The 22,545-nt window shown below is 58.9% G+C and carries 19 protein-coding genes; 7 read left to right on the top strand and 12 right to left on the bottom strand.

What is annotated here, in order from left to right; translation table 11 throughout:
* The first annotated feature begins 110 nt into the window (after positions 1 to 110).
* From AC07W5_RS06130 to AC07W5_RS06100, 7 genes are all read left to right on the top strand, one after another.
* Positions 111 to 692, top strand: a complete 582-nt coding sequence (locus AC07W5_RS06130; protein WP_494994456.1) for an alpha/beta hydrolase — start codon at positions 111 to 113, stop codon at positions 690 to 692.
* A 54-nt stretch (positions 693 to 746) separates the two neighbouring features.
* A complete protein-coding gene (locus AC07W5_RS06125; RefSeq protein WP_495010962.1) occupies positions 747 to 1,682 on the top strand; it encodes a sigma 54-interacting transcriptional regulator in 936 nt (311 codons plus the stop codon).
* 180 nt (positions 1,683 to 1,862) lie between these two features.
* Positions 1,863 to 2,645, top strand: coding sequence for a MetQ/NlpA family ABC transporter substrate-binding protein (locus AC07W5_RS06120; protein WP_494994454.1), 783 nt, complete (start codon positions 1,863 to 1,865; stop codon positions 2,643 to 2,645).
* A gap of 313 nt (positions 2,646 to 2,958) precedes the next feature.
* Entirely contained in the window at positions 2,959 to 4,143 is a 1,185-nt protein-coding gene (locus AC07W5_RS06115; RefSeq protein ID WP_495022959.1) for an RHS repeat-associated core domain-containing protein, read from the top strand.
* 286 nt (positions 4,144 to 4,429) lie between these two features.
* Positions 4,430 to 5,539, top strand: a complete 1,110-nt coding sequence (locus tag AC07W5_RS06110; RefSeq protein ID WP_495022958.1) for an efflux RND transporter periplasmic adaptor subunit — start codon at positions 4,430 to 4,432, stop codon at positions 5,537 to 5,539.
* Positions 5,536 to 6,606: an efflux RND transporter periplasmic adaptor subunit gene (locus tag AC07W5_RS06105; RefSeq protein ID WP_494994451.1), complete on the top strand. Its 1,071-nt coding sequence runs from the start codon at positions 5,536 to 5,538 to the stop codon at positions 6,604 to 6,606. The genes AC07W5_RS06110 and AC07W5_RS06105 overlap by 4 nt, the downstream gene beginning before the upstream one ends.
* Positions 6,603 to 9,656 (top strand): efflux RND transporter permease subunit, encoded by a 3,054-nt coding sequence (locus AC07W5_RS06100; protein WP_495010965.1) that lies wholly within the window; start codon positions 6,603 to 6,605, stop codon positions 9,654 to 9,656. The genes AC07W5_RS06105 and AC07W5_RS06100 overlap by 4 nt, the downstream gene beginning before the upstream one ends.
* 71 nt (positions 9,657 to 9,727) lie before the next feature.
* Here AC07W5_RS06100 and AC07W5_RS06095 read toward each other — a convergent pair whose 3' ends face one another.
* From AC07W5_RS06095 to AC07W5_RS06040, 12 genes are all read right to left on the bottom strand, one after another.
* Complete coding sequence (locus tag AC07W5_RS06095) at positions 9,728 to 10,354, bottom strand: class I SAM-dependent methyltransferase (RefSeq protein ID WP_494994449.1); 627 nt, start codon at positions 10,352 to 10,354, stop codon at positions 9,728 to 9,730.
* A 251-nt stretch (positions 10,355 to 10,605) separates the two neighbouring features.
* Complete coding sequence (locus AC07W5_RS06090) at positions 10,606 to 11,250, bottom strand: methionine ABC transporter permease (RefSeq protein ID WP_495010967.1); 645 nt, start codon at positions 11,248 to 11,250, stop codon at positions 10,606 to 10,608.
* On the bottom strand, positions 11,240 to 12,364 hold the full coding sequence (locus tag AC07W5_RS06085) for a methionine ABC transporter ATP-binding protein (RefSeq protein ID WP_495022957.1): 1,125 nt from the start codon (positions 12,362 to 12,364) through the stop codon (positions 11,240 to 11,242). The genes AC07W5_RS06090 and AC07W5_RS06085 overlap by 11 nt, the downstream gene beginning before the upstream one ends.
* A gap of 2 nt (positions 12,365 to 12,366) precedes the next feature.
* Positions 12,367 to 13,176 (bottom strand): MetQ/NlpA family ABC transporter substrate-binding protein, encoded by an 810-nt coding sequence (locus tag AC07W5_RS06080; protein WP_495010969.1) that lies wholly within the window; start codon positions 13,174 to 13,176, stop codon positions 12,367 to 12,369.
* A gap of 143 nt (positions 13,177 to 13,319) precedes the next feature.
* The gene (locus tag AC07W5_RS06075) at positions 13,320 to 14,675 is read right to left on the bottom strand and encodes an LLM class flavin-dependent oxidoreductase (protein WP_495010970.1); all 1,356 of its coding nucleotides are present in this window, start codon (positions 14,673 to 14,675) and stop codon (positions 13,320 to 13,322) included.
* Positions 14,675 to 15,868 carry an SfnB family sulfur acquisition oxidoreductase gene (locus AC07W5_RS06070; RefSeq protein WP_495022956.1) on the bottom strand — a complete coding sequence of 398 codons (1,194 nt, stop codon included), beginning with the start codon at positions 15,866 to 15,868 and terminating at the stop codon, positions 14,675 to 14,677. Before AC07W5_RS06070 ends, AC07W5_RS06075 begins: the two co-directional genes overlap by 1 nt.
* Before the next feature lie 38 nt (positions 15,869 to 15,906).
* A complete protein-coding gene (locus AC07W5_RS06065; RefSeq protein WP_494994442.1) occupies positions 15,907 to 17,148 on the bottom strand; it encodes an SfnB family sulfur acquisition oxidoreductase in 1,242 nt (413 codons plus the stop codon).
* A gap of 262 nt (positions 17,149 to 17,410) precedes the next feature.
* Positions 17,411 to 18,175 (bottom strand): hypothetical protein, encoded by a 765-nt coding sequence (locus AC07W5_RS06060; protein WP_495022955.1) that lies wholly within the window; start codon positions 18,173 to 18,175, stop codon positions 17,411 to 17,413.
* Between the two features lie 629 nt (positions 18,176 to 18,804).
* Positions 18,805 to 19,557: an L-cystine ABC transporter ATP-binding protein TcyN gene (gene tcyN, locus AC07W5_RS06055; protein WP_494994440.1), complete on the bottom strand. Its 753-nt coding sequence runs from the start codon at positions 19,555 to 19,557 to the stop codon at positions 18,805 to 18,807.
* A 4-nt stretch (positions 19,558 to 19,561) separates the two neighbouring features.
* A complete protein-coding gene (gene tcyL / locus AC07W5_RS06050) occupies positions 19,562 to 20,251 on the bottom strand; it encodes a cystine ABC transporter permease (RefSeq protein WP_489073555.1) in 690 nt (229 codons plus the stop codon).
* Positions 20,251 to 21,045, bottom strand: a complete 795-nt coding sequence (gene tcyJ, locus AC07W5_RS06045) for a cystine ABC transporter substrate-binding protein (protein ID WP_494994439.1) — start codon at positions 21,043 to 21,045, stop codon at positions 20,251 to 20,253. The genes tcyL and tcyJ overlap by 1 nt, the downstream gene beginning before the upstream one ends.
* A 320-nt stretch (positions 21,046 to 21,365) precedes the next feature.
* Positions 21,366 to 22,361 carry a D-cysteine desulfhydrase gene (locus AC07W5_RS06040; RefSeq protein WP_495010974.1) on the bottom strand — a complete coding sequence of 332 codons (996 nt, stop codon included), beginning with the start codon at positions 22,359 to 22,361 and terminating at the stop codon, positions 21,366 to 21,368.
* Positions 22,362 to 22,545: the final 184 nt, after the last annotated feature.

Here is a 22,545-nt window from a genome sequence, read left to right as displayed (position 1 = left end):
ATTTGTTTATATTCCTTTAAGGTCTTAACAAATAGCTTCTTATTCCTTAGAGGATATAGCTCCGGTCCCTATAATCGGCCACGAACAGACACGTAGCCGGAGGGCTCCCGATGCGCAACGAATCAATTCGCTATCTGATCGTGCCGGGCTGGCAAGGATCGCCAGAAGACCATTGGCAAAGCCATTGGCAGAACAGTTTGCCAAACAGCGCGCGCGTGGAGCAGGCCGACTGGCTGACACCGCGTCGCGAAGATTGGGTCGCGGCGTTGGCCGAGGCGATTGCCGCTGATAGTACGCCGGTGATCCTGATCGCCCACAGCCTGGGTTGCATCACCGTTGCTCATTGGGCTGCACAGGCGCCAGTGAGCTTTTTACGTCAGGTCCGCGGGGCCTTGCTGGTCGCGCCAGCCGATGTCGAACGCCCTGCCTGCGTGCCGGCCTTGCGCAACTTTGCACCAATCCCGACGCACCTGTTGCCGTTCCCCAGCCAAATCGTCAGCTCGGACAACGACAGCGCCGTGAGTGCCGCCCGTGCCCTTGAGCTGGCCCGTAACTGGGGCGCCGAAGCCGGAATTCTGGCGGGTGCCGGCCACATCAATGTGAAGTCCGGCCACCAACGCTGGGAACAGGGCTTCGCCTACCTCTACCGTCTGCAAAATCGCATGGAACAGCATTCCCTGCGTCGCGCTTGAATCTTTTATTTTTTTACGCCCCCGTCTGCCGGCGGATTTGGGCGGGAGTCTGCCATGAGCCTGCATGAAACCTTCGGTCAGCCGTTGCTGACCTTTCCCGACGCGGAAAAAAGTCCGCTGAGCATTCGCGCCAAGGCGTTGGTATTTGTCGACCCGCGTTCGCGGCAGCTGCGCCAGGAACTGGAGCAATTGGCACCACGTTCGATCTCTGTGCTGATCCGTGGTGAAACCGGCACCGGTAAAGAACTGCTGGCGCGACATATCCACCGTGCCAGCGACCGAGGTGGTCTGTTCGTCTCGGTCAACTGCGGGGCGATCAGCCCGACGTACGCCGATGCCGAGTTGTTCGGCTATGCCGCCGGCAGTTACACAGGGTCGGCCAGCAGTCGGGCCGGCTGGTTCGGTTCCGCCAATGGCGGCACCTTGTACCTGGACGAAATCGGCGACCTGCCGTTGCCGATCCAGAACAAGTTGCTCGCGGCGCTGGAGAATCATGAAGTCACCCGCGTTGGTTCCCAGCAGCCGAGCCCGGTGGATGTGCGGCTGGTGGCGGCCACGAGCATCGACCTGGCTCAGGCGGTGAGTGCCGGGAAATTCCACGAGCGGCTTTATCACTACCTCAGCGAAGGCCAGCTGGAGCTGCCGGCGTTGCGCGAACGGGTCGGCGATATCCTGTCGCTGGCCGAGTATTTCCTTGGCATCTACAGCCAGCGCCTGGACCTGCCGGTACCGTTGATCAGCGAAGCGGCGCAGCAGCTGCTGGAACAACACAGCTGGCCGGGCAATACCCGTGAGCTGGAGAACGTCATTCACTTTGCGCTGCTGGTCAGCAGTGGCGACGAAATTTTGCCGGAGCATCTCAATCTGCCGGAAAGCCTGGCGCCGTTGCCGTTGATCGAGCAACAGGTAGGGCGAATTATCAGCGGCGGATCTGCTACGCAATTGGTCACCCTGAAAAGCGCGCTCGAACGGCTGGTGCGGTCCCTGTAGGTTGCGGTGTAGAGCGGTCGACGTCTGTATGAATAAAATGGAATATGAAAGTGAATAAAAGATATTGTTCGGGAATAAAAAAAATCGGTATTGTCCGCTCCACGTCAGCAATAGCATTCCACTGGCACTTCACTTGAAGCTGTCGTCGATGACGACCGTGATTTCCGATAAGGACACTGCATGAAAAAGGTTCTGTTGTTTACCGCATTGGCGGCTGCCCTGACCGCAGGTTTGGCTCAGGCCAACGAGAAACTGGTGGTTGCCGCAACCCCGGTTCCACACGCCGAGATCCTCGAGCTGGTCAAGCCGGCCCTTGCCAAAGAAGGCGTGGATCTGGAAGTCAAAGTCTTCACCGACTACGTACAACCGAACGTGCAGGTCGATCAGAAGCGTCTGGACGCCAACTACTTCCAGACCCTGCCGTACCTGAAAAGCTTCAACGACGGCAAAGGCACTAACCTGGTGACCGTGATTGGCGTTCACGTCGAACCTTTCGGCGGTTACTCGAAGAAAGTCAAAACCCTGGCTGAACTGAAGGACGGCGCGACCATCGCCATCCCGAACGAAGGCAGTAACAGCGGCCGTGCGTTGATCTTGCTGCAGAAGGCTGGTCTGATCGAATTGAAAGACCCGAAAAACGCTCTTGCCACCCCGAAAGACATCGCCAGGAACCCGCACAACTTCAAGTTCAAAGAGCTTGAATCGGCCATGCTGGCGCGTGTGCTGGATCAGGTTGACCTGGACATGATCAACACCAACTACGCGCTGGAAGCTGGTCTGAACCCGGCCAAGGACGCACTGGTCATCGAAGGTGCCGACTCGCCGTATGTGAACTTCCTGGTGGCCCGTCCAGACAACAAGGACAGCGTTGCCATCCAGAAACTCGCCAAGGCGCTGACCAGCCCGGAAGTGAAAGCCTTCATCGCGAAGAAATACAGCGGCGCGGTGCTGCCGGCGTTCTGATTCAGCGCGCGTTCTAGCGCAAAAAACCTTCAAGGTTTCAACGTCGACGGCTGGTACAGCGTCGGCGTTTTTTATTGGGTTCGATTCTTTTAGTTTCGATCGTTCCCACGCTCTGCGTGGGAATGCCTCACCGGACGCTCTGCGTCTGCTCTTGTGACGCGGAGCGTCACGGGCTGCATTCCCACGCAGAGCGTGGGAACGATCCGGGGCTTGCTGTTACGCCGTGATCAAGCGGTTACCTAGCAGTTCTGCCAGGTAGTCGATAGGTTGATGCCCGTGCAATCTAAGCCTTCTTCACACGAAGGATCAGAGCATGGCGAAGCCCGAAATACTTTTGTGCCGTTACGGCTATGACGCGCTGGACCGGCTGACCGGGCTTGTGCCGTCAGAGCAAGAAGAGGTGCAACGGTTTTATAACATTGAGCATCTGACCACTGAGCTTCAGGGCCCGGCGGCTCGGACGGTATTCCAGCAAGGCACTCAATTGCTTGCTCTACAGCAGCGACAAGGTGATGAGGTCAATAGCCAGTTGCTGGCTACCGATCAGCAACGCTCGGTCTTGCACGCCGTCGATGGGGCTCGGCACCTGCAAAAGGTCTATACGCCTTACGGCCATCGACGCGCTGAAAGTGGCCTGAGCAGCCTCCTTGGATTCAACGGCGAGCGCCCCGATCCGGTGACCGGGCACTATCTGCTGGGCAACGGGCATCGGGCGTTCAACCCGGTGTTGATGCGTTTCAACAGCCCGGACAGGTTGAGCCCGTTTGGTCGGGGTGGGTTGAATCCGTATGCGTATTGTTTGGGGGATCCGGTTAATCGGAGCGATCCGAACGGACGGTTTTCCATCCTCGGCATCCTCGGGCTCCTTACAAGCGTCGCCAGCCTGGGAAGCTCATCAGTAGCGCTGTTCCCTTCGCTACCCTTCATCGTGTCGACAAAGGCATTGCTTACCGGTGCGACAGGTCGTTTACCTGCGAAATATTCTTTCGGTGCTGTTTCATCCGTTGTTGCCGGAACCACAGGATTATTAGGAACCATGGCAGGAACCGCGAGAGTTATTATCGGGGAGACTGATCCTGACTCGTCTGCACTGGAAGCACTGATATGGATCTCTTTAGGGCTTGGCGTAACCTCATTGTCAGCAAGATTGGGTTCCTACTGGGTGGCCCGCGATCCCGATTCAGTTCCAGCTTTGAAAGATTTCACCGCTTCGCGAGCAACGACTATAAGGCCTGGAAGCCTGGTGCTGAACAGGGGCTCAGCAACTCCTGAGCAGTACACGCCTTCAGCTCCCATTTCTACAGGCACACCGACAACACCGCTGGCCTCAATACCTCCACCCTTACCCATGGCATTGGAAAATCTTTCCAAAACGGAGCTATTCAACTTATACCGAGGCCAACAAAATCTAGCTCGTAGTGCGATTAATACGGCAGCAAAAGACTTGAAAATCGCCGCAGCTCATATTCGCGATGCCCGACGGCAGCTAAAACCTTAGTCTTCGATCCATTTCAATCCGGCCAATGCCACGCCGGTTCATCCAGCATTCCTTGCCCAACGATTTCGGTCTGACCAAAATTCTTCTCCAGCACGATGGAATTGCACTCCGGGTCTTGAGCATCGTGGGTTTCCGGCTGCGTGGCCTGGCAGTTTCCCCGATAGCCTATCCGTTAAGGGTGACAGCGATCCAATGTGGCAAGGAGGTAAAGTGCATAGGTTCAACCCTGTTCTAAGCTCACAATCGTATCGTCACGTGTCCGCCCGCATCACGCAAAGGAGTCTGCATGGCTGGTCCCGGATTGAAATGGGTCGTTGGCGTGGGTCTCTTTGCCCTATTGACCGCGTGCGGCGATAAAAAACCGGTCGAGCGCGAGCACCCACGGGTGTTTGTGCAAGTCGTGCAGCCTGCCGATTTTGCGGCGTCCGTGACCCTCACCGGCGATGTCCAGGCACGGGTTCAGACCGAGCTGTCGTTTCGTGTCGGCGGCAAGATCATTCAGCGGATGGTTGATGTCGGTGATCGCGTATCCGCCAGACAAGTATTGGCCAGACTCGATCCCAAAGACCTGCAAACCAACGTCGATTCGGCCCAGGCGCAGGTTGTCGCCGAACAGGCGCGGGTCAAGCAGACCAGCGCGGCGTTTGTGCGACAGCAGAAACTCTTGCCCAAGGGCTACACCAGTCGCAGCGAATACGACGCCGCCCAGGCCGCGTTGCGCAGCAGTCAGAGCGCCTTGAGCGCCGCTCAGGCGCAGTTGGCCAACGCCCGCGAGCAACTTGGCTACACCTCGCTGTTCGCCGATGCGCCGGGGGTGATTACTGCGCGTCAGGCCGAAGTCGGGCAGGTGGTGCAAGCCACGGTGCCGATTTTCAGTCTGGCCCGGGACGGCGAGCGAGATGCAGTATTCAACGTCTATGAGTCGCTGTTGGCCGAGCCGCCGAGGGACAGAACGGTGGTGGTCAGCCTGCTCGACAACCCGAAGATCAAGGCCACTGGCACGGTCCGTGAAATCACCCCGGCGGTCTCCGCACAGACCGGCACGGTGCAGGTCAAGGTGACCTTGAACGAACTGCCGGCGGGCATGCAGTTGGGCTCGGTGGTCAGCGCCACGGCCAAGCCTCCAGGCAAATCCGCCGTCGAGCTGCCGTGGTCGGCCTTGACCAAAAAACTCAGCGATCCGGCCGTGTGGGTGGTGGCTGACGACGGCAGGGCGCAGTTGCACACGGTCAAGGTCTCACGTTACCTGACGGGCAAAGTGATCATCAGCGAGGGGCTGAGCGGTGGTGAAAAAGTCGTGACGGCCGGTGGGCAATTGTTGCACCCCGGGATGTTGGTGGAGATCGTCGCAAGGCCCGGGAAGGGCCCGACCCAACCGCCGGGAGTCCAGCCATGAAGCGCCTGCTTGTGGTGATGTCAGCCAGTGTTTTGCTCGCTGCCTGCTCAAAAAAAGAGCCGCCCCCGGAGCCGGTGCGCCCGGTACTGTCCATTGAGGTCCAAGCGGAGTCGCAAGAAAACCTCGGACGTTTCGCCGGGAGCATTCAGGCACGCTTTGAAAGCAATATCGGCTTCCGCGTGCCGGGGCGCATAGCTCGGCGCAACGTTGATGTGGGTAGCGAAGTCCAGAAGGGTGCCTTGCTCGCAACCCTCGACCCCACCGATCAACAGAACCAGTTGCGCGCCAGTCAGGGCGATCTGGCACGGATCGAGGCGCAATGGATCAACGCTCAGGCCAACGCCCGGCGACAGCAGGAACTGTTCAACCGTGGGGTCGGCGCCCAGGCGCAACTGGACGCCGCCCAGACCGACCTGAAAACCACCAGCGCATCGTTGGAACAAGCCAAGGCATCAGTCAGCCAGGCCCGCGATCAGCTCAATTACAGTGAACTGCGCGCTGACCACGCGGCCATCGTCACCGCCTGGAATGCCGAAGCCGGGCAGGTGGTCAGCGCCGGTCAGCAAGTGGTGACCCTGGCGCGGCCGGACATCAAGGAGGCGGTGATCGACCTGCCCGCGACCCTGGCCGAACGACTGCCCGCCGACGTGGTGTTCAAAGTGGCTGCGCAGCTCGACCCGGGCATCAACACCACTGCCACCGTGCGCGAGATCGAACCGCAGGCGCAAAGCGCGACTCGCACCCGGCGTGCGCGTTTGACCCTGGCCGAGACACCGCTGGGGTTTCGCTTGGGGACTGCCATCAGCGTGACCCTCAGTTCGGCCATCGAGCCGCGTATCGAATTGCCGCTCAGTGCCTTGCAGGAAGTCGACGGCAAGAGCCGGATCTGGGTCATCGACCCCCAGACGCAAACCGTGTCGCCCCGTGACGTCACACTCGTCAGCCGTGACGACAGCACGGTCGTCCTGGCAACCGGCGTCAAGGCCGGTGAGCGGGTGGTCAGCGCCGGTGTGAACAGCCTCAAGCCGGGGCAGAAAGTCAAAATCGATGAGGAAAGCCCGCGATGAAAGGGAGTTTCAACTTATCCGAATGGGCCCTCAAACATCAGTCCTTTATCTGGTACCTGATGTTCGTCGCGTTGCTGATGGGCGTCTTCTCGTACATAAACCTGGGCCGCGAGGAAGACCCCTCGTTCACCATCAAAACCATGGTGATACAGACCCGTTGGCCTGGCGCGACCCAGGAAGAAACCCTCAAGCAGGTCACTGACCGCATCGAGAAAAAACTCGAAGAACTCGACTCTCTCGACTATGTGAAGAGCTACACCCGACCCGGCGAGTCGACTGTGTTTGTGTTCCTGCGCGACACCACCAGCGGCAAGGACATCCCGGAAATCTGGTACCAGGTGCGCAAGAAGATCAACGACATTCGCGGTGATTTCCCGCAGGGGTTACAGGGGCCTGGGTTCAACGATGAGTTTGGCGATGTCTACGGCTCGGTGTACGCCTTCACCGCCGACGGTCTGACGATGCGCCAGTTGCGCGACTACGTGGAACAGGTCCGAGCCGAGATTCGTGAAGTGCCGAACCTGGGCAAAGTCCAGATGATTGGCGAGCAGGACGAAGTGCTCTACCTGAACTTCTCTACACGCAAACTCGCAGCCCTCGGTATCGATCAGCGCCAGGTGGTGCAAAGCCTGCAAGCGCAAAACGCTGTGACTCCAGCCGGGGTGATCGAGGCCGGTCCTGAACGCATTTCGGTGCGCACCTCGGGGCAGTTCGCTTCGGAGAAAGACCTGGCCAACGTCAATCTGCGGCTCAATGACCGCTTCTATCGGTTGGCCGACGTCGCCGAGATCAGCCGCGGCTACGTCGACCCCGCGACGCCGATGTTCCGTTTCAACGGTCAGCCGGCCATCGGTCTGGCCATCGCCATGAAAAAGGGCGGCAATATTCAGGCCTTCGGCAAGGCCCTGCATCAACGTATGGACGACCTCACTGCCGACCTGCCGGTGGGTATAGGCGTACACAAGGTTTCCGATCAGGCCGAAGTGGTGGACGAGGCGATCGGTGGCTTTACCAGCGCCTTGTTCGAAGCCGTGGTGATCGTGCTGATCGTCAGTTTCATCAGCCTCGGCGTGCGCGCCGGACTGGTCGTGGCCTGCTCTATTCCGCTGGTGCTGGCGATGGTCTTTGTCTTCATGGAATACAGCGGTATCACCATGCAGCGGATTTCCCTCGGCGCCTTGATCATCGCCCTCGGCCTGCTGGTGGACGACGCGATGATTACTGTCGAGATGATGGTTACGCGTCTGGAAAAAGGCGAGTCCAAGGAAGACGCGGCGACCTTTGCCTATACCTCGACCGCATTCCCGATGCTCACCGGCACCCTGGTGACCGTGGCCGGCTTCGTGCCCATCGGTTTGAACGCCAGCTCCGCCGGGGAATACACCTTCACCCTGTTCGCGGTCATCGCCGTGGCGATGCTGTTGTCGTGGATTGTCGCGGTATTGTTCGCCCCGGTTATTGGCCTGCACATCCTCAGCACCGAGGTCAAACCCCACTCTGAAGAACCAGGGCGCATCGGCCGCGCCTTCAACGGCGGGCTGCTGTGGTGCATGCGCAATCGCTGGTGGGCGATTAGCCTCACCGTGCTGCTGTTCGTGCTCGCGGTGTTCTCCATGCGCTTTGTGCAGAACCAGTTCTTCCCGTCTTCGGACCGGCCGGAAATTCTTGTCGACCTGAACCTGCCGCAAAACGCCTCGATCAACGAAACCCGTCTGGCGGTAGACCGCCTCGAAGCGACCTTAAAAGACGACCCGGACATCGTCCGCTGGAGCTCCTACATCGGCGAGGGCGCGATTCGTTTCTACCTGCCCCTCGACCAGCAATTGCAGAACCCCTACTACGCGCAATTGGTGATCGTCAGCAAAGGCCTGAAAGAGCGCGCTGCGCTGACGCAACGCCTGAAAAAACGCCTGCGCGAAGATTTCGTCGGTATTGGCAGTTTTGTTCAAGCGCTGGAAATGGGCCCGCCGGTGGGCCGGCCGATCCAGTATCGGGTCAGCGGCAAAGACATCGACCAGGTGCGCAAACACGCCATTGATCTGGCGACCATGCTCGACAACAACTCGCACATCGGCGAGATGATTTATGACTGGAACGAACCGGGCAAAGTCCTGCGCATCGACATCGCCCAGGACAAGGCGCGGCAGCTGGGGTTGTCGTCGGATGATGTGGCGAAGTTGATGAACAGCATCGTCAGCGGCTCGAAGGTGACTCAGGTGCATGACGACATCTACCTGATCAACGTGGTCGGTCGTGCCATAGATGCCGAACGTGGTACGCCGGAAACCCTGCAAAATCTGCAGATCGTCACCCCGGGCGGCACCTCGATTCCGCTGCTGGCGTTCGCCAGCGTGCGTTATGAGCTTGAGCAGCCATTGGTCTGGCGCCGCGACCGTAAACCGACCATCACCATCAAGGCCGCAGTGCGCGACGAGATTCAGCCGACGGATCTGGTCAAACAGTTGAAACCTGATATCGACAAATTCGCCGCCGCGTTGCCAGTCGGCTATTCGGTCGCGACCGGCGGTACGGTAGAGGCAAGCAGCAAGGCCCAGGGGCCGATTGCCAAAGTCGTGCCGCTGATGCTGTTCCTGATGGCGACCTTCCTGATGATCCAGCTGCACAGCGTGCAGAAGCTGTTCCTGGTGGCCAGCGTCGCGCCGCTGGGGCTGATCGGCGTGGTCCTGGCGCTGATCCCCACGGGCACGCCCATGGGCTTTGTGGCGATCCTCGGGATCCTCGCGTTGATCGGCATTATCATCCGCAACTCGGTGATCCTGGTAACCCAGATCGAGGAGTATGAACGTGATGGCTATGCCCCGTGGGACGCCGTGGTGCAAGCCACCGAACACCGCCGCCGACCGATTCTGCTCACCGCCGCAGCCGCCAGTATGGGGATGATCCCCATCGCCCGCGAAGTGTTCTGGGGCCCGATGGCCTACGCGATGATCGGCGGCATCATCATCGCGACACTGCTGACGTTGTTGTTCCTGCCAGCGCTGTATGTGGCCTGGTACAAGATCAAGGAGCCGAAGAAGGTGGTGGCCTGAGGAGATTTTGATCGTCCCCACGCGCAGCAAAGGAATGCCGCCATGAGGGCTCTGCGTCCGATCCTGTCGAATCAGGCTTTGCGCCAGACACTCGCCAGCCACGGCTGTTGCTCGCGCGGTAGTCCCGCCGGCCGATAGTAATGCTCCAGCTCGACAAATCCTGCGTCATTCAACAACCTGCACCACGACTCCAGATCGTGATACGCGCCATAACGCGGGCCATTCCAGCCTTCCTGGTTTTCCCCGCGTGGGTTGGAGCTGAACAGCACGCCGCCGGGTTTCAACGTCGCGTGCAGTTGCTTCAGAATCCGAGGTAATTCCTGCCCGGGAATATGAAACAGCGCTGCGTTGGCAAAGATCCCGTCGAAACGCTCGACAGGCAGGTCGAGCTTGAGAAAGTCTTGCTGCCAGACCTCGCAACCGCTGTCTTCGCGAGCCATCTGCGCAAAACGTTCCGAGCCGTCGAGGCCGATAGCAATGTGACCCATACGCTTAAACGTTTGCAGATCGCGTCCCGGGCCACAACCGAAGTCGAGAATCGTGAACGGTGCTTCGCCCTGAATATGCCGCAACAGCGCGGCGATGTTCTGGCTGACGTCGTGGTCGCGAGTGCCTTCGCGGAAGCTCTCTGCTACCTCGTTGTAGTGGCCCAGAGTGGTGGAAGTAATCTGATCGAGGTCGGTCGGGGCGAGTTTCATGGACGTCTGCGCAGGCGAGGGTGAGTTCGCCAAATATACCTCATGGTTCAGTCGACCGCTGGCGCGGTCAATCGCGAGCAATCGAGCGTCGACCGGCTGCTCCTACAGGTGATCGGGTACCCCTGTTTGTTGATCGTTCCCACGCTCCGCGTGGGAATGCAGCCCGTGACGCTCTGCGTCACAAGAGCGGACGCCGAGCGTCCATTCAGGCATTCCCACGCGGAGCGTGGGAACGATCCTGGTTGGTGAGTTCAGCGCTTGTTCAACCTGCGCGCCAGCCGATCTCCGCCCAGCTGAATCACCGCCACCAGAATCACCAACAGTACAATTACAGTGAGCATGATCTGGCTATCAAACCGCTGATATCCATACCGATAAGCAATATCGCCCAAGCCTCCTGCACCAATCGCTCCGGCCATGGCCGATGAATTGATCATGGTCACCAGGGTGATGGTGAAACCGCCGATGATCCCTGGCAGCGCTTCCGGCAACAGCACGTGCCAGACAATGTGCCAGCGCCGGCAACCCATGGCTTGGGCGGCTTCGATCAGGCCGTGGTCGACTTCGCGCAAACTGACTTCGGCGATGCGCGCGAAGAACGGCGTGGCGGCGATGGTCAGCGGTACCACCGCCGCCCACACGCCATACGTGGTGCCAACGATCAGTCGGGTGAAGGGAATCAGCGCGACCATCAGAATCAAAAACGGAATCGAGCGGAACAGATTGACGAAGGCACCCAGCGCCCGATTCAGCATGGGCGCTTCATAGATTTCACCTTTGGAACTGGTGACCAGAATCACTGCCAGCGGAATACCTGCCAGCAGCGCGATCAGCGACGACACGCCGACCATCAGGAACGTGTCGATGACGCCTTGAAGTAAACGATCAAACCACATAGCCCAGCACCTCGACCTGTTGTGCCCATTGCCTGGCACGCTGGCGCAACTCTGCCGCGCCGTGAGACGAGTTCGTCACCGCCAACAGCAGCTCGCCCAACGCGTGTCCTTGAATCCGCTCCACACCGCCCTGCAGCAGACGCACCCGGCCGCCGAGGTCGCTGAACAAGGCCGCCAGATCCGGTTCGTCAGCCGTGTTACCGGTGAATTGCAGGCGCAGCACTACGGCGGCTTGCGATGACTGCGGTTGCGCTTGCAGGCGGCTTTTCAGTTCATCCGGCAAGCCGTGTTGCAGCGGCGCGAGCAAGGTTTTACTGACCTCGTGCTGCGGGTTGCCAAAGACTTCCCAGACCGGCCCTTGCTCGACAATTCGTCCGTGTTCGAGCACCACCACTCGATCACAGATATCGCGGATGACCGCCATTTCATGGGTGATCAGAATGATGGTCAGGCCGAGCCGTTGATTGATCTCGCGCAGCAGGCCGAGGATCGATTGAGTGGTCTGCGGGTCCAGCGCCGACGTGGCTTCGTCACAGAGCAGAATCGCCGGGTCATGGACCAGCGCCCGGGCGATCCCTACGCGCTGCTTTTGCCCACCGGAAAGCTGTGCCGGATAGGCCTTGTGCTTGTCGTGCAGGCCCACCAGTTCCAGCAATTCGCGGACTTTTTGCTCGCGTTGTTCCTTGGGTACGCCTGCGACCTTGAGTGGCAACTCGATGTTCTGCCAAACAGTCTTGGCCGACATCAGATTGAAGTGCTGAAAGATCATGCCGATGCGTCGCCTCAGCGCCACCAGCCGGTCTTCATCGAACTCACCGATGTCCACCTGATCGATCAGCACCCGTCCCGAACCTGGCTGCTCCAGACGGTTGATGGTGCGGATCAGCGACGACTTGCCGGCACCGCTGCGGCCAATGATGCCGAACACTTCGCCGCGCTGGATGGCCAGATCGATGCCGTGCAAAGCGTTGACCGGGCCATGTTGGCCTTCGTAGGTTTTGCCCAGGCCGATAAAGCGCACGTGAGCACGGTTCAGCTCTGGGTGCAGCTCCGCTTTTTCCGCGCTGCGCGGTGGCGGGTCATCCTGTCTGCGTTGGGCGGTTGCTGTGCTCATGCTTAACCTTCCCAGCCGGCTTGGTAGAGCTTGCCGTGCGCTTTGTCCAGGGCCGCGCGCACGGCAGGCGAATGCTGGTAAATGTCGACGAACCTGATCAGCCGCGGATCGGTTTTGCTCTTGGGCTGGATCACGAACTGGATCACATATTCCTTGTGATCCAGGCCGTCAAACAGCAAGGCAGACTCGGCATTGAAGGTTTTCGCCAGGCGAATATAGGCCGGGTATCCCTGCACCAGATCGGCGTCGTCATAGGCACGCACCAGTTGCACGGCTTCGACCTGAAGGATTTTCAGTTTCTTCGGGTTGGCGATGATGTCGTCTTCGGTGGCCTTGTAGCCGACTCCGGGTTTGAGGGTGATTAGCCCGGCTTTGGCCAGCAGTTGCAAGCCGCGCCCGCTGTTGATCGGGTCGTTGGCAATGGCAACGCTGGCGCCTTGTGGCAGCTCGTCGAAGCTTTTGTATTTCTTCGAGTAGAGGCCGACGTTGTTGATGATCCCAGGGGCGAAGGGCACCAGGTCAAAGCCCGCGGCGGCTTTGGCGTTTTCCAGGAACGGGATGTGCTGGAAATAGTTCACATCAATATCGCCAGAGGCAAGGCTGACGTTGGGTGCGATCCAGTCGCTGAACTCCACCAGCTCGACTTTCAGGCCTTGCTTACCGGCCTCGAAGACGGCGGCTTCCAGTGGAATGGCGAACGCGGCGGTGGTGCCGACTTTTAGCGGCGCGTCGCTGGCAAAAGCCACCGAGCTGAACAGTCCGAGGGCGAGGGCCAGTGCTTTGACTGGATGAGTGAGGACTTTGTTTTTCATGATGGGTTTCCAGTCAGTAATCAGTTTTTGAATTGGTTGATCGTTCCCACGCTCCGCGTGGGAATGCCTCACTGGACGCTCTGCGTCCGCTCTTGTGACGCAGAGCGTCACGGGCTGCATTCGCACGCCCAGCGTGGGAACGATCAGGCTTGTCGGTAGTAGGCACCGGTGTGTTGCACAGGCAAATGCGCCTTCCCGTGAAACAGCTTTTCTCGCAGGCTCCCGGTGTCATAGGCAGTCTTGTACGACCCCCTGCGCTGCAACTCGGGGATCACCAGTTCGATGAAGTCGACATAGCTTTCCGGGGTGACGATGCGGGTCAGGTTGAAGCCGTCCAGACCGGTTTCGTCGATCCAGGATTCGAGCTCGTCGGCGACCTGTTCTGGCGAGCCGACCAAGGTGATGTAGCGCCCGCCCAAGGCGTGTTGTTCAAGCAATTTGCGTCGGGTCCAGTCGTTGTTTTGCAGGGTCTTGGTGGCGGACTGGATGGCGTTGCTTTTCACGTACTGGATCGGTTCATCCAGCTCGTATTCGGCGAAGTCGATGCCCGTGGAACTGGCGAAATGCGCGACACCGGCCTCGGCACTGGCGTAGCTCAGGTATTCGGCCTGCTTGTTCCAGGCAAGCTCGCTGGTTTCGCCGACGATCACGTTCAACCCCATGAACACCTTGATGTCTTCCGGGTTGCGGCCGGCCCGGGCGGCACTGGCGCGGACCTTATCCACTTGCACCTTGGTCGACGCCTTGTTCTGCCCGCTGATAAATACACATTCGGCATGCCGCCCGGCGAACTGCAAGCCGCGATCCGAGCTACCGGCCTGGAACAGCACCGGCGTGCGTTGCGGCGAAGGCTCGCAAAGATGATAGCCCTCGACCTGATAGAACTCGCCGTGGTGCCGGACTTTGTGGACCTTTTCCGGCTGCGCATAGATTCGTTGCTGCGGGTCATTGAGCACCGCGTCGTTTTCCCAACTGCCTTCCCAGAGTTTGTAGAGCACTTGCAGGTATTCATCGGCCTGGTTGTAACGTTGGTCATGTTCGACCTGCTCGCTCAGGCCCATGGCCTTGGCGGCGCTGTCGAGGTAGCCGGTGACGATGTTCCAGCCGACCCGACCACGGCTCAAGTGATCGAGTGTCGACATGCGTCGGGCGAACAGATACGGCGGTTCACAGGTCAGGTTGGCGGTCAGGCCGAAGCCGAGGTTTTTCGTCACTGCGGCCATAGCCGAGACCAGCAGCAATGGGTCGTTGACCGGCAATTGGATCGACTCTTTGAGCGGCACGTTCGCCGAGTTTTGATACACGTCATAGACACCGACAATATCGGCAATGAACAACCCATCGAACAATCCGCGTTCCAGTAATTGCGCCAGTTCGGTCCAGTATTCGATGGTTTTGTATTGGGTCGAATTGTCCCGCGGATGGGTCCACAGACCGTGGTTGATGTGCCCGATGCAATTCATGTTGAAGGCATTGAGCAGGATCTTCTTCTTGCTCATCAGATGGTCCCCCGCAGTGGCGGATTTTCATCGTTGAGGTAGTAATTACCGATGGCGTGGTATTTCCAGCGTACGGGGTCGTGCAGGGTGTGTACCCGCGCGTTGCGCCAGTGGCGGTCCAGGCCGTGCTCGGCCAGGGTTGCCTGGCTGCCGGCCAGTTCGAACAAGGTGCTGCCGGCTGCCAGGGAAATTTCGGTGCTGATGGCGCGGGCTTCGGCGATGGCAATGGATGCTGTGGCGACGGTTTGGGCGTTGGTTTCGGCTTGCGCCTTATCAAGAAATTCGCCGGCGCGCTCCAGCAGTGCCTCGGCGGCGTGCAGGCGAATGCTTAAGTGGCCGAAGCTCTTGAGGGTCAGTGGGTCTTCAGTGGCTTTGTCATTGCCCGAATCAATCCACGGCCGGGTTTTGGTTCGCACAAAGTGCAGCGCGTCTTCATAAGCGGCACGGGCGATGCCGGTGTCGATGGCCGCGTGGAGAATCTGTGCCAGCGGGCCGACTGGAGTCGGGCGCTCGAAGGCGCTCTGAAACGCGATCACATCCTCGGCCGCGACATACACGTTATCGAACGCCACCGAGCCGCTGCCGGTGGTGCGTTGGCCGAAGCCGCTCCAGTCGTCGATCACGGTCAGGCCCTGGCTGTCGCGCGGCACAAAGGCCAGTTGCTGGACGCCGTTTTCATCCACCACGGAGGTCGGAATTCGCTGGGCGTAAATGGCGCCGGTGGCGTAAAACTTACGCCCATTAATGCGATAACCCTCGCCGTCGCGGTTCAGGCTGGTGACGCGGTCGTGGGCGGTTTTAGTGCCCAGTTCTGCAAGCGCATTGCCAAAACGCTGGCCAGCCAGTACTTCGGCGTAGAGACGTTTTTGCTGCTCGGGACTGCCGTTTACCCGCAGCACTTCGAGGGCATAAAAATGGTTCTGCGGAATCTGCCCCAGAGACGCATCGGCTTGGGCGATCAAGGCAATGACCTTGGCCTGGGTGATATTGGATACGCCAGCACCGCCGTAGGCTTTCGGCACGCTGATACCCCACAGACCAGAGCGCGAAAACACCTCCAGTTCCGCAAGCGGCAGCCGGCGCTCGCGATCACGCCATACGCTGTCGCGTTTGAAGTCTTCGGCCAGGTCGCCGGCGACGATCAGGGCTTGTTCGTCGCTGGTTATGACCGCGACGTGTTGAGAAAGAGTCATGTGTTTCTCCAGATATCTGCTCAATAGTGTTCTGGTCGTCAGATCCAGGAGTGCCGGGCCGGCAATGTTCCGTTCAAGTGATAGGCGCCGACGGCGTGATATTTCCAGCGCACCGGGTCGTGAAGGGTGTGTACGCGGGCGTTGCGCCAGTGGCGGTCCAGGTTGAATTCGGCGAGGGTCGCGCGGCTGCCGGCCAGTTCGAAAAGCTTTTCGCTGGCCAGCAGCGAAATTTCGGTGGTCAGCACTTTGGCTTCGGCCACGGCGATTGAGGCGCGGGCGGCGGACTCTGCGGTGACCGGCGCGGCGCGGACCTGATCCAGCACTTGCCCGGCCTTGCGCAGCAATGCTTCGGCGGCATGCAGTTCGATTTTCAGTTTTCCGATGTCGGCGATCACGTAGAGGTCATCACTGGCGCGCTCGACCTTGGCATCGATCCACGGCCGAGCACGTTCACGGACAAAACGAATGCTGTCGTCGATCGCCCCACGGGCAATGCCAGCATCGATGGCCGCCTGAATCAATTGCGACACGGCGCCCTGAATATTCGGGACTTCGGTCAACCGCCAGTTATCCACAACCAACTCGGCTTCGACGGGGACGTTATTGAGCAGCACGGTGCCGCTGGCGGTGGTCCGCTGACCAAAGCCTGACCAGTCATCGACGACGCGCAGGCCCGGCGTGCCACGGCGGACAAATGCCATGACTTGCTTGCCTTCATCGTTTAGCGCTTTGACGGTAATCCAGTGGGCGAACAAGGCGCCGGTGGAGTAGAACTTCTGACCGCTGATGACGAAACCGTCACCTCCGGCGGTGATCCGCGCTTTGAGTTCAAGGGTGTTTTTGGTGCCGCGCTCAGGCCCTGCATTGCCGATTCGCCAGCCCTGGAGCACGCTTTGGAACAGCTGTTCTTTTTGCCGCTCGGTGGCGCTGTCCAATAGCACATTGAGAATGCCGAACTGGTTTTGCGGGATCTGTCCCAAGGCCGGGTCGGCCGCGGAAATGATTGCGAACACTTCAGCCAGGGTGACGAATGAAACCTGCGGGCCGCCGAACTCACGGGGAATGGAAATACTGCCCAGGCCGCTGCGGGTGAACTGCTCGATTTCCGACCACGGTAACTTGCGCTGCTGGTCGCGCCGCGAAGCTTGCAGGCGGGCGATGTCAGCGAGTTCATGGGCGGCTTTCAGCGCTTCGGCGTCGTTACGCAAGATCCGTGCGGGCAACAACAGCGGGGCGATGTCCAGATCACTCTGGAGGGATGCATCTGCCAAATTAGACATCAGTGCCGCTCCTTGGCTGCAAGCAATGCCCTGGCGATCTGCACTCGGGTGATTGTGTTCCTGACCATACCTACCTCACATCTCATGGAAATGCCGCGAAAACTGCGGCGAAATCAAAAACAAGAAGGTCCGGTGGTCCGGTTTATATACCCTAATCGCGCATAAAAAATTAATAAACTAACTTTTAGGAATATACATAGAAGGTCTATCATCAGCGCCCCGCCTCTGAAGCCGCAGCCTCAGAGCGGGCCGGGGTTTGAGCTCAGCGGCGTCTGGTTTCGGCGGCTTTAAGCACTGTCCTTACCGGCACTTTGCTGTATGGGTTGGTACAACCGATTTTCAATTTGCGGGCCGGCGCCCAGCGCGAGTTATTACCTACCCGGTCGAGAATGCAGTAGGTGATTTCCAGTTGATTGTCTTCCCCTGCCTCCAGAATGACCGCCGGTGGCACCCAGACGTTGATCGGTTTGCCGACCTCGTCGGCTTTGACCTTGGGCAGGTCCATGCGCACGTCACCCCAACGCAGGGTGATCTCATCCTCGGCGGCCATGTTCAGGTAAGGCTCGATGGTCAGGGGCACGCCACGTTTGATCTGGCTGGGGTTGACTCCCTGGCGGCGGATCGGCTTGGGGATGCCCAGCGGTTCAAGGCACTGGTTTTCCTCGCCACAGACCTGCGACGGCTGGCCGCCCGGGCAGTCGAGTTTGACCTGGACCCTGGTTGCCGCTGATAGCGCGGGACCGCGTCCTATCTGCATGACCCGATAATGAATCGACGCCGTTCCGTTGCGGATGAAGCTTTCCGGCACTCTCAGGCTGAGGGGTTCGCTGACGTCGGCTTGCGACAGTTTGCGAGACGCCACATAGCAGCCGTCCCAGAACAATTCGATGAGGTCGCCTTCGTCCATGCCCGCGTAGGGCTGTATATCGACCAGCAGATGAGCCGCGGCGATGACGCCTATGCCGTGTGTAAGATTGTGCGCCAGAGACGGAGCGCCAAGTTCTGGTTTTGCCGAGGTACGTGTCATGTCGTGCTCCTTGAAAGCGTGCTGCGAAATCCGTTTCGGGCAAGAACACAGCTTAAGTGTCAAACCTTTACCTGTATCACGCCACGCAAGTAACAAAGTGATGAGTCTATTAATTTTTAAGTTCAGAGCAGGTAATTGGCCCTGATATGTTTTTTTAGCTAAGGGGGCGGAAGAGTTTGTGTCAAGCCGATGGGTAAGCAAACTTATCGATCTGCACTTATTCAGAAAATCCCTACATGCAATTGGCATTTTAGTGCGTATTCCAAATGATTTTTACCCAGAAGGCTATGGTGTAAAGGCGTCGCAATGCCGGGCGATAAAGCCCGACAAACGGCAGTCATGATTGTTATGGTTTTTTGAGGAGTGTGTGTAGCCGGAGATGTGTTTGCGGGCAGCATACAATTATTAACGGTGCTGCCGAGCGGCCCATATGATTGGGGTGGGGGCGTTGTTGATTAATAAGAGTTCAGTAAGCGCTGCTTTCCTTTATGCGGCGCGACTGGGCACCTGGGGCTGAAGCAACCTAACTATCTGAAAATGAAGTGGCGAGGGAAGAGGGTAAAACTAAAAAACAAACGTGTTACAGCGAGATTCGCTCCATCCTTGGGGCGAGTTATTGGGTCCGATAATTAAATATCGACGGTCAGAAACTTGCTGAGAAACTGCCGGGTGCGTGCTTCTTTCGGATTGGCGAACAACGCTTTGGCTTCTCCTTGCTCGACGATCACACCTTTGTCGAAAAACACCACACGGTTGGCCACATCCCGGGCAAAGCTCATTTCGTGGGTGACGATCACCATGGTGCGTTTCTCTTCGGCCAGGCTACGGATGGTCGCCAGTACTTCGCCAACCAGTTCCGGGTCCAGGGCTGAGGTGGGCTCATCGAACAGGATCACCTCCGGCTCCATAGCCAGCGCCCGGGCAATCGCGACACGCTGTTGCTGCCCACCGGAAAGCCGGCGCGGGTAAGCGTCTTCCTTACCAGCCAGACCCACCTTGGCCAGCAACGAGCGGCCCAAAGCGATTGCTTTGTCCCTGGGCATTTTTTTAACCACCAGCGGGCCTTCGATAACGTTTTCCAGCGCCGTGCGATGGGGGAACAGGTTGAAGTTCTGGAACACGAAACCTACGTGCTGGCGCAACCTGCGCACCAGGCTTTGCTGCTGGTTCAACGGACGGCTGCCATCAATTTCGATATCGCCGACCTTGATCCGGCCACTGCTGGGTTCTTCGAGAAAGTTCAGGCAGCGCAGGAAGGTCGTTTTGCCCGACCCGCTGGGCCCGATGATTGCGACTACCTCACCCTCCTCGACTCGTAGGTCGATGCCGTTGAGGACCGTCTGACCTTTGAATTGCTTCGTCAGTTTTTCAACCACAATCATGCGTTCAAGACTCCTGGTCGTGCCGATTGACCCGCTCTTCCAGACGGTTCTGCAGGTGCGCGAGCAGGCTGGCCAGAATCCAGTAGATCAGTGCGGCGGCAAGATACATGGTGAAAATTTCGAAGGTTCGGGCGGTGATCAGCTGCGCCTGACGGAACAACTCCGGTACTTGAATGGTGGCTGCCAGTGCGGTGTCCTTGACCAGCGAAATAAAGCTGTTGCCCAGTGGCGGCAGAGCGGTGCGCGCCGCTTGCGGCAGGATCGCCCGACGCAAGGTTTGCGCACGCGTCATGCCGATACTGGCGGCAGCTTCCCACTGGCCGCGTTCGATCGAGCTGATCGCGGCACGAAGGATTTCGCAGGCATAGGCGGCCATGTTCAGCGAGAAGCCGATCAACGCGGCCGGCAGCGGGTCAAGTTCGATACCCAATTGCGGCAAGCCGTAATAGATCACGAACAATTGCACCAGCAGCGGCGTGCCGCGAAAGAACGACACATAGACGCGGGCAATCCAGCTCACCAGCTTGAAGCGCGAAAGGCGCATCAAGGCCAGGCCGAACCCCAGTAACAGGCCGAAAAACATCCCGCCCAGACTGAGAAATACCGTGTAATACGCGCCCTTGATCAGAAAGGGCGCGGAGTCCAGCGCAAGCTGCAGCGCCGCCTGGAGCTGCGGGAAGTGCAGTGCTTCCATTATTGAGTGACGTCAGCGTTGAAGTATTTTTCCGAGATTTTTTTCAACGTGCCGTCTGCGCGCAGTTTCTCGATGGCTTTGTTGACGGCGGCCAGCAGTTCAGGCTCGCCTTTGCGCAACGCGATACCGGCTTCCTGACGAGAGAAGGGTTCGCCGGAGACTGCGGTGTCCTTGGCCTTGCCGACCAACTCAAGGGCTGCCAGACGGTCCACCAGAATGGCGTCGATGCGGCCTACGCGCAGGTCCTGGTACTTGGTCGGATCATCATCATAGGTTTTGATGATGGCTTGTGGAACGTTGTCCTTGAGCCATTGCTCGTAGTTGGTGCCAAGGCCCACACCGACCTTCTTGCCGGCCAGGTCGGCGGAGGTCTTGATAGTACCTTCGTTCTTTTTCAGGGTCAGGGCCTGAATCCCGGAGATGGTGTAGGGCGTGGAGAAGTCGTACTTTTTCTTGCGCTCTTCGGAGATGGTCACCTGGTTGATCACGGCGTCCAGACGCTTGGATTCCAGCGCTGCGAGGATGCCGTCCCATTTGGTCGGCTGCAGTTTGACCTTCACGCCCAGCTCTTTGGCCAGCGCCTCGGAGAACTCTACTTCGAAGCCGGCCAGCTTGCCGTTTTCATCGACGAAGCTGAACGGAGGATAGGTGCCTTCAAGGCCGACGTTGATCACGCCGGCATCCTTGATTTTTTGCAGTTGCTCACCGGCAACCGCTTGCCCCAACAGACCGGCACCCAGTGCCAGGCCCAGCGAGCCGATAAGCAGACTTCGACGTAGTGCGGAAAAATTCATGACAAGCCCCTATGTTTTCTTATGAAGATGCATTTGGAAAAGAAGGCAAATTTCAGGATCTGGACGACTGCAGCATCCTGCCTGAAAGCAGCCTATGCGTCTTTCGGCATATTCGCCTACAGAGCGACTATATGGCGGTTTTTTTAGATTGGAAAATAATAAAAATTAATGTTGTTATTCTTTTATTTTGATTAAAAAGTTCGTATTGATCATTCCCACCCTCCCGCGTGGGAATGCCTCCATGGATGCTGCGCGTCCAAGTGACACAGAGCGTCGCAGGCTGCATTCCTACGCAGAGCTTGAGGAGGAACGATCAATCCCTAGGCGAGCGTGTTCGCATACGCAAACAACGCCGGCGCCCCGCCGGTGTGCAGGAAGATGATCGGGCCGTCATCAAAACGCTGGCGGCCGATACCGTCGAGCAATCCAGCCATGGCCTTGCCGGTGTACACCGGATCCAGTAATAAACCTTCCTGGCTCGCCACCAGCTTGATCGCCGCCAGCGTGCCGGCGTTTGGCTCGCCATAGCGCGGAGCGAAATATTCGTCCCACAGCTCAACCTTGAAGCTCGCCGGCAAACTCACACCGAGCAGCTCGGCGGTGCGTTCGGCCAGGCCTTGAACCTTCGGCCGCTGGGCTTCATCGCTGCGGGAAACCGTGACGCCCACCACAGGTAAATCCGGCAGTACTTCGCTCAGCGCTAGCGCCAGGCCGCTATGAGTCCCGGCACTGCCAGAGGCTAGCACCACGGCGGCGAACTTCAGGCCGGTGTCCTCGATCTGTCCGGCCAGTTCCAGGCCGGCCCGTACATAACCCAAAGCCCCCAAGGCGTTGGAGCCGCCAATCGGCACCAGATACGGTTTTTTGCCGTTGGACCGCAAGCGGTTGGCGAGGGCGTGCAGCTGATCGTCGGCGTTGTCCAGGTTGTCCACCAACTCGACCTTGGCATCGAACAAATCCAGCAGCAGGCGATTGCCGTTAGCCAGATAGTTGCTGTCGTGGGTGCCGATAGGGTTTTCCAGCAGCGCGACGCAACCAAGACCCAGCCTGGCGGCCAGCGCGGCGGTCTGGCGCACATGGTTGGACTGGATGGCGCCGGCGGTGATCAGCGTATCGGCACCGGCGGCCAGCGCATCGGCCGCCAGGTATTCGAGCTTGCGCAGCTTGTTGCCGCCCAGCGCCAGCGGTGTGGTGTCATCGCGTTTGACATAGATATCGCGACCCAGCCAGGTCGACAGGCGTTCGAGTTTTTCGAGCGCGGTGGCATTGCCAAGGAGTTCCAGACGATTGAAGCGAGCAAGCTGTTGTTTGATCATGGGTCCGCACTGGCTGTAGGAAATGTCTGGACTATAGGCAGGCCCTTTTACTCGGGCAACCGCCAATCGCTTATATCAAAAAATGCTGAGAGCAGCACAATTCGTTCTTAATTCAGGTCTGGGCGCATACCGTAAAGTGGATGTCGTTTGCGCGGCCAGACAGTCCGGCTGCCAGAGTGAGGAG

The sequence above is a fragment of the Pseudomonas sp. GW821-FHT01E05 genome, from assembly GCF_059422425.1.
This window is presented reverse-complemented; position numbering and strand designations above follow the sequence as displayed.

Excerpts from the sequence above, each read along its gene's own strand:
- AC07W5_RS06130 (WP_494994456.1), top strand. The coding sequence starts at position 111 with ATGCGCAACGAATCAATTCGCTATCTGATCGTGCCGGGCTGGCAAGGA.
- AC07W5_RS06125 (WP_495010962.1), top strand. The coding sequence starts at position 747 with ATGAGCCTGCATGAAACCTTCGGTCAGCCGTTGCTGACCTTTCCCGAC.
- AC07W5_RS06120 (WP_494994454.1), top strand. The coding sequence starts at position 1,863 with ATGAAAAAGGTTCTGTTGTTTACCGCATTGGCGGCTGCCCTGACCGCA.
- AC07W5_RS06115 (WP_495022959.1), top strand. The coding sequence starts at position 2,959 with ATGGCGAAGCCCGAAATACTTTTGTGCCGTTACGGCTATGACGCGCTG.
- AC07W5_RS06110 (WP_495022958.1), top strand. The coding sequence starts at position 4,430 with ATGGCTGGTCCCGGATTGAAATGGGTCGTTGGCGTGGGTCTCTTTGCC.
- AC07W5_RS06105 (WP_494994451.1), top strand. The coding sequence starts at position 5,536 with ATGAAGCGCCTGCTTGTGGTGATGTCAGCCAGTGTTTTGCTCGCTGCC.
- AC07W5_RS06100 (WP_495010965.1), top strand. The coding sequence starts at position 6,603 with ATGAAAGGGAGTTTCAACTTATCCGAATGGGCCCTCAAACATCAGTCC.
- AC07W5_RS06095 (WP_494994449.1), bottom strand. The coding sequence starts at position 10,354 with ATGAAACTCGCCCCGACCGACCTCGATCAGATTACTTCCACCACTCTG.
- AC07W5_RS06090 (WP_495010967.1), bottom strand. The coding sequence starts at position 11,250 with ATGTGGTTTGATCGTTTACTTCAAGGCGTCATCGACACGTTCCTGATG.
- AC07W5_RS06085 (WP_495022957.1), bottom strand. The coding sequence starts at position 12,364 with ATGAGCACAGCAACCGCCCAACGCAGACAGGATGACCCGCCACCGCGC.
- AC07W5_RS06080 (WP_495010969.1), bottom strand. The coding sequence starts at position 13,176 with ATGAAAAACAAAGTCCTCACTCATCCAGTCAAAGCACTGGCCCTCGCC.
- AC07W5_RS06075 (WP_495010970.1), bottom strand. The coding sequence starts at position 14,675 with ATGAGCAAGAAGAAGATCCTGCTCAATGCCTTCAACATGAATTGCATC.
- AC07W5_RS06070 (WP_495022956.1), bottom strand. The coding sequence starts at position 15,868 with ATGACTCTTTCTCAACACGTCGCGGTCATAACCAGCGACGAACAAGCC.
- AC07W5_RS06065 (WP_494994442.1), bottom strand. The coding sequence starts at position 17,148 with ATGTCTAATTTGGCAGATGCATCCCTCCAGAGTGATCTGGACATCGCC.
- AC07W5_RS06060 (WP_495022955.1), bottom strand. The coding sequence starts at position 18,175 with ATGACACGTACCTCGGCAAAACCAGAACTTGGCGCTCCGTCTCTGGCG.
- tcyN (WP_494994440.1), bottom strand. The coding sequence starts at position 19,557 with ATGATTGTGGTTGAAAAACTGACGAAGCAATTCAAAGGTCAGACGGTC.
- tcyL (WP_489073555.1), bottom strand. The coding sequence starts at position 20,251 with ATGGAAGCACTGCACTTCCCGCAGCTCCAGGCGGCGCTGCAGCTTGCG.
- tcyJ (WP_494994439.1), bottom strand. The coding sequence starts at position 21,045 with ATGAATTTTTCCGCACTACGTCGAAGTCTGCTTATCGGCTCGCTGGGC.
- AC07W5_RS06040 (WP_495010974.1), bottom strand. The coding sequence starts at position 22,361 with ATGATCAAACAACAGCTTGCTCGCTTCAATCGTCTGGAACTCCTTGGC.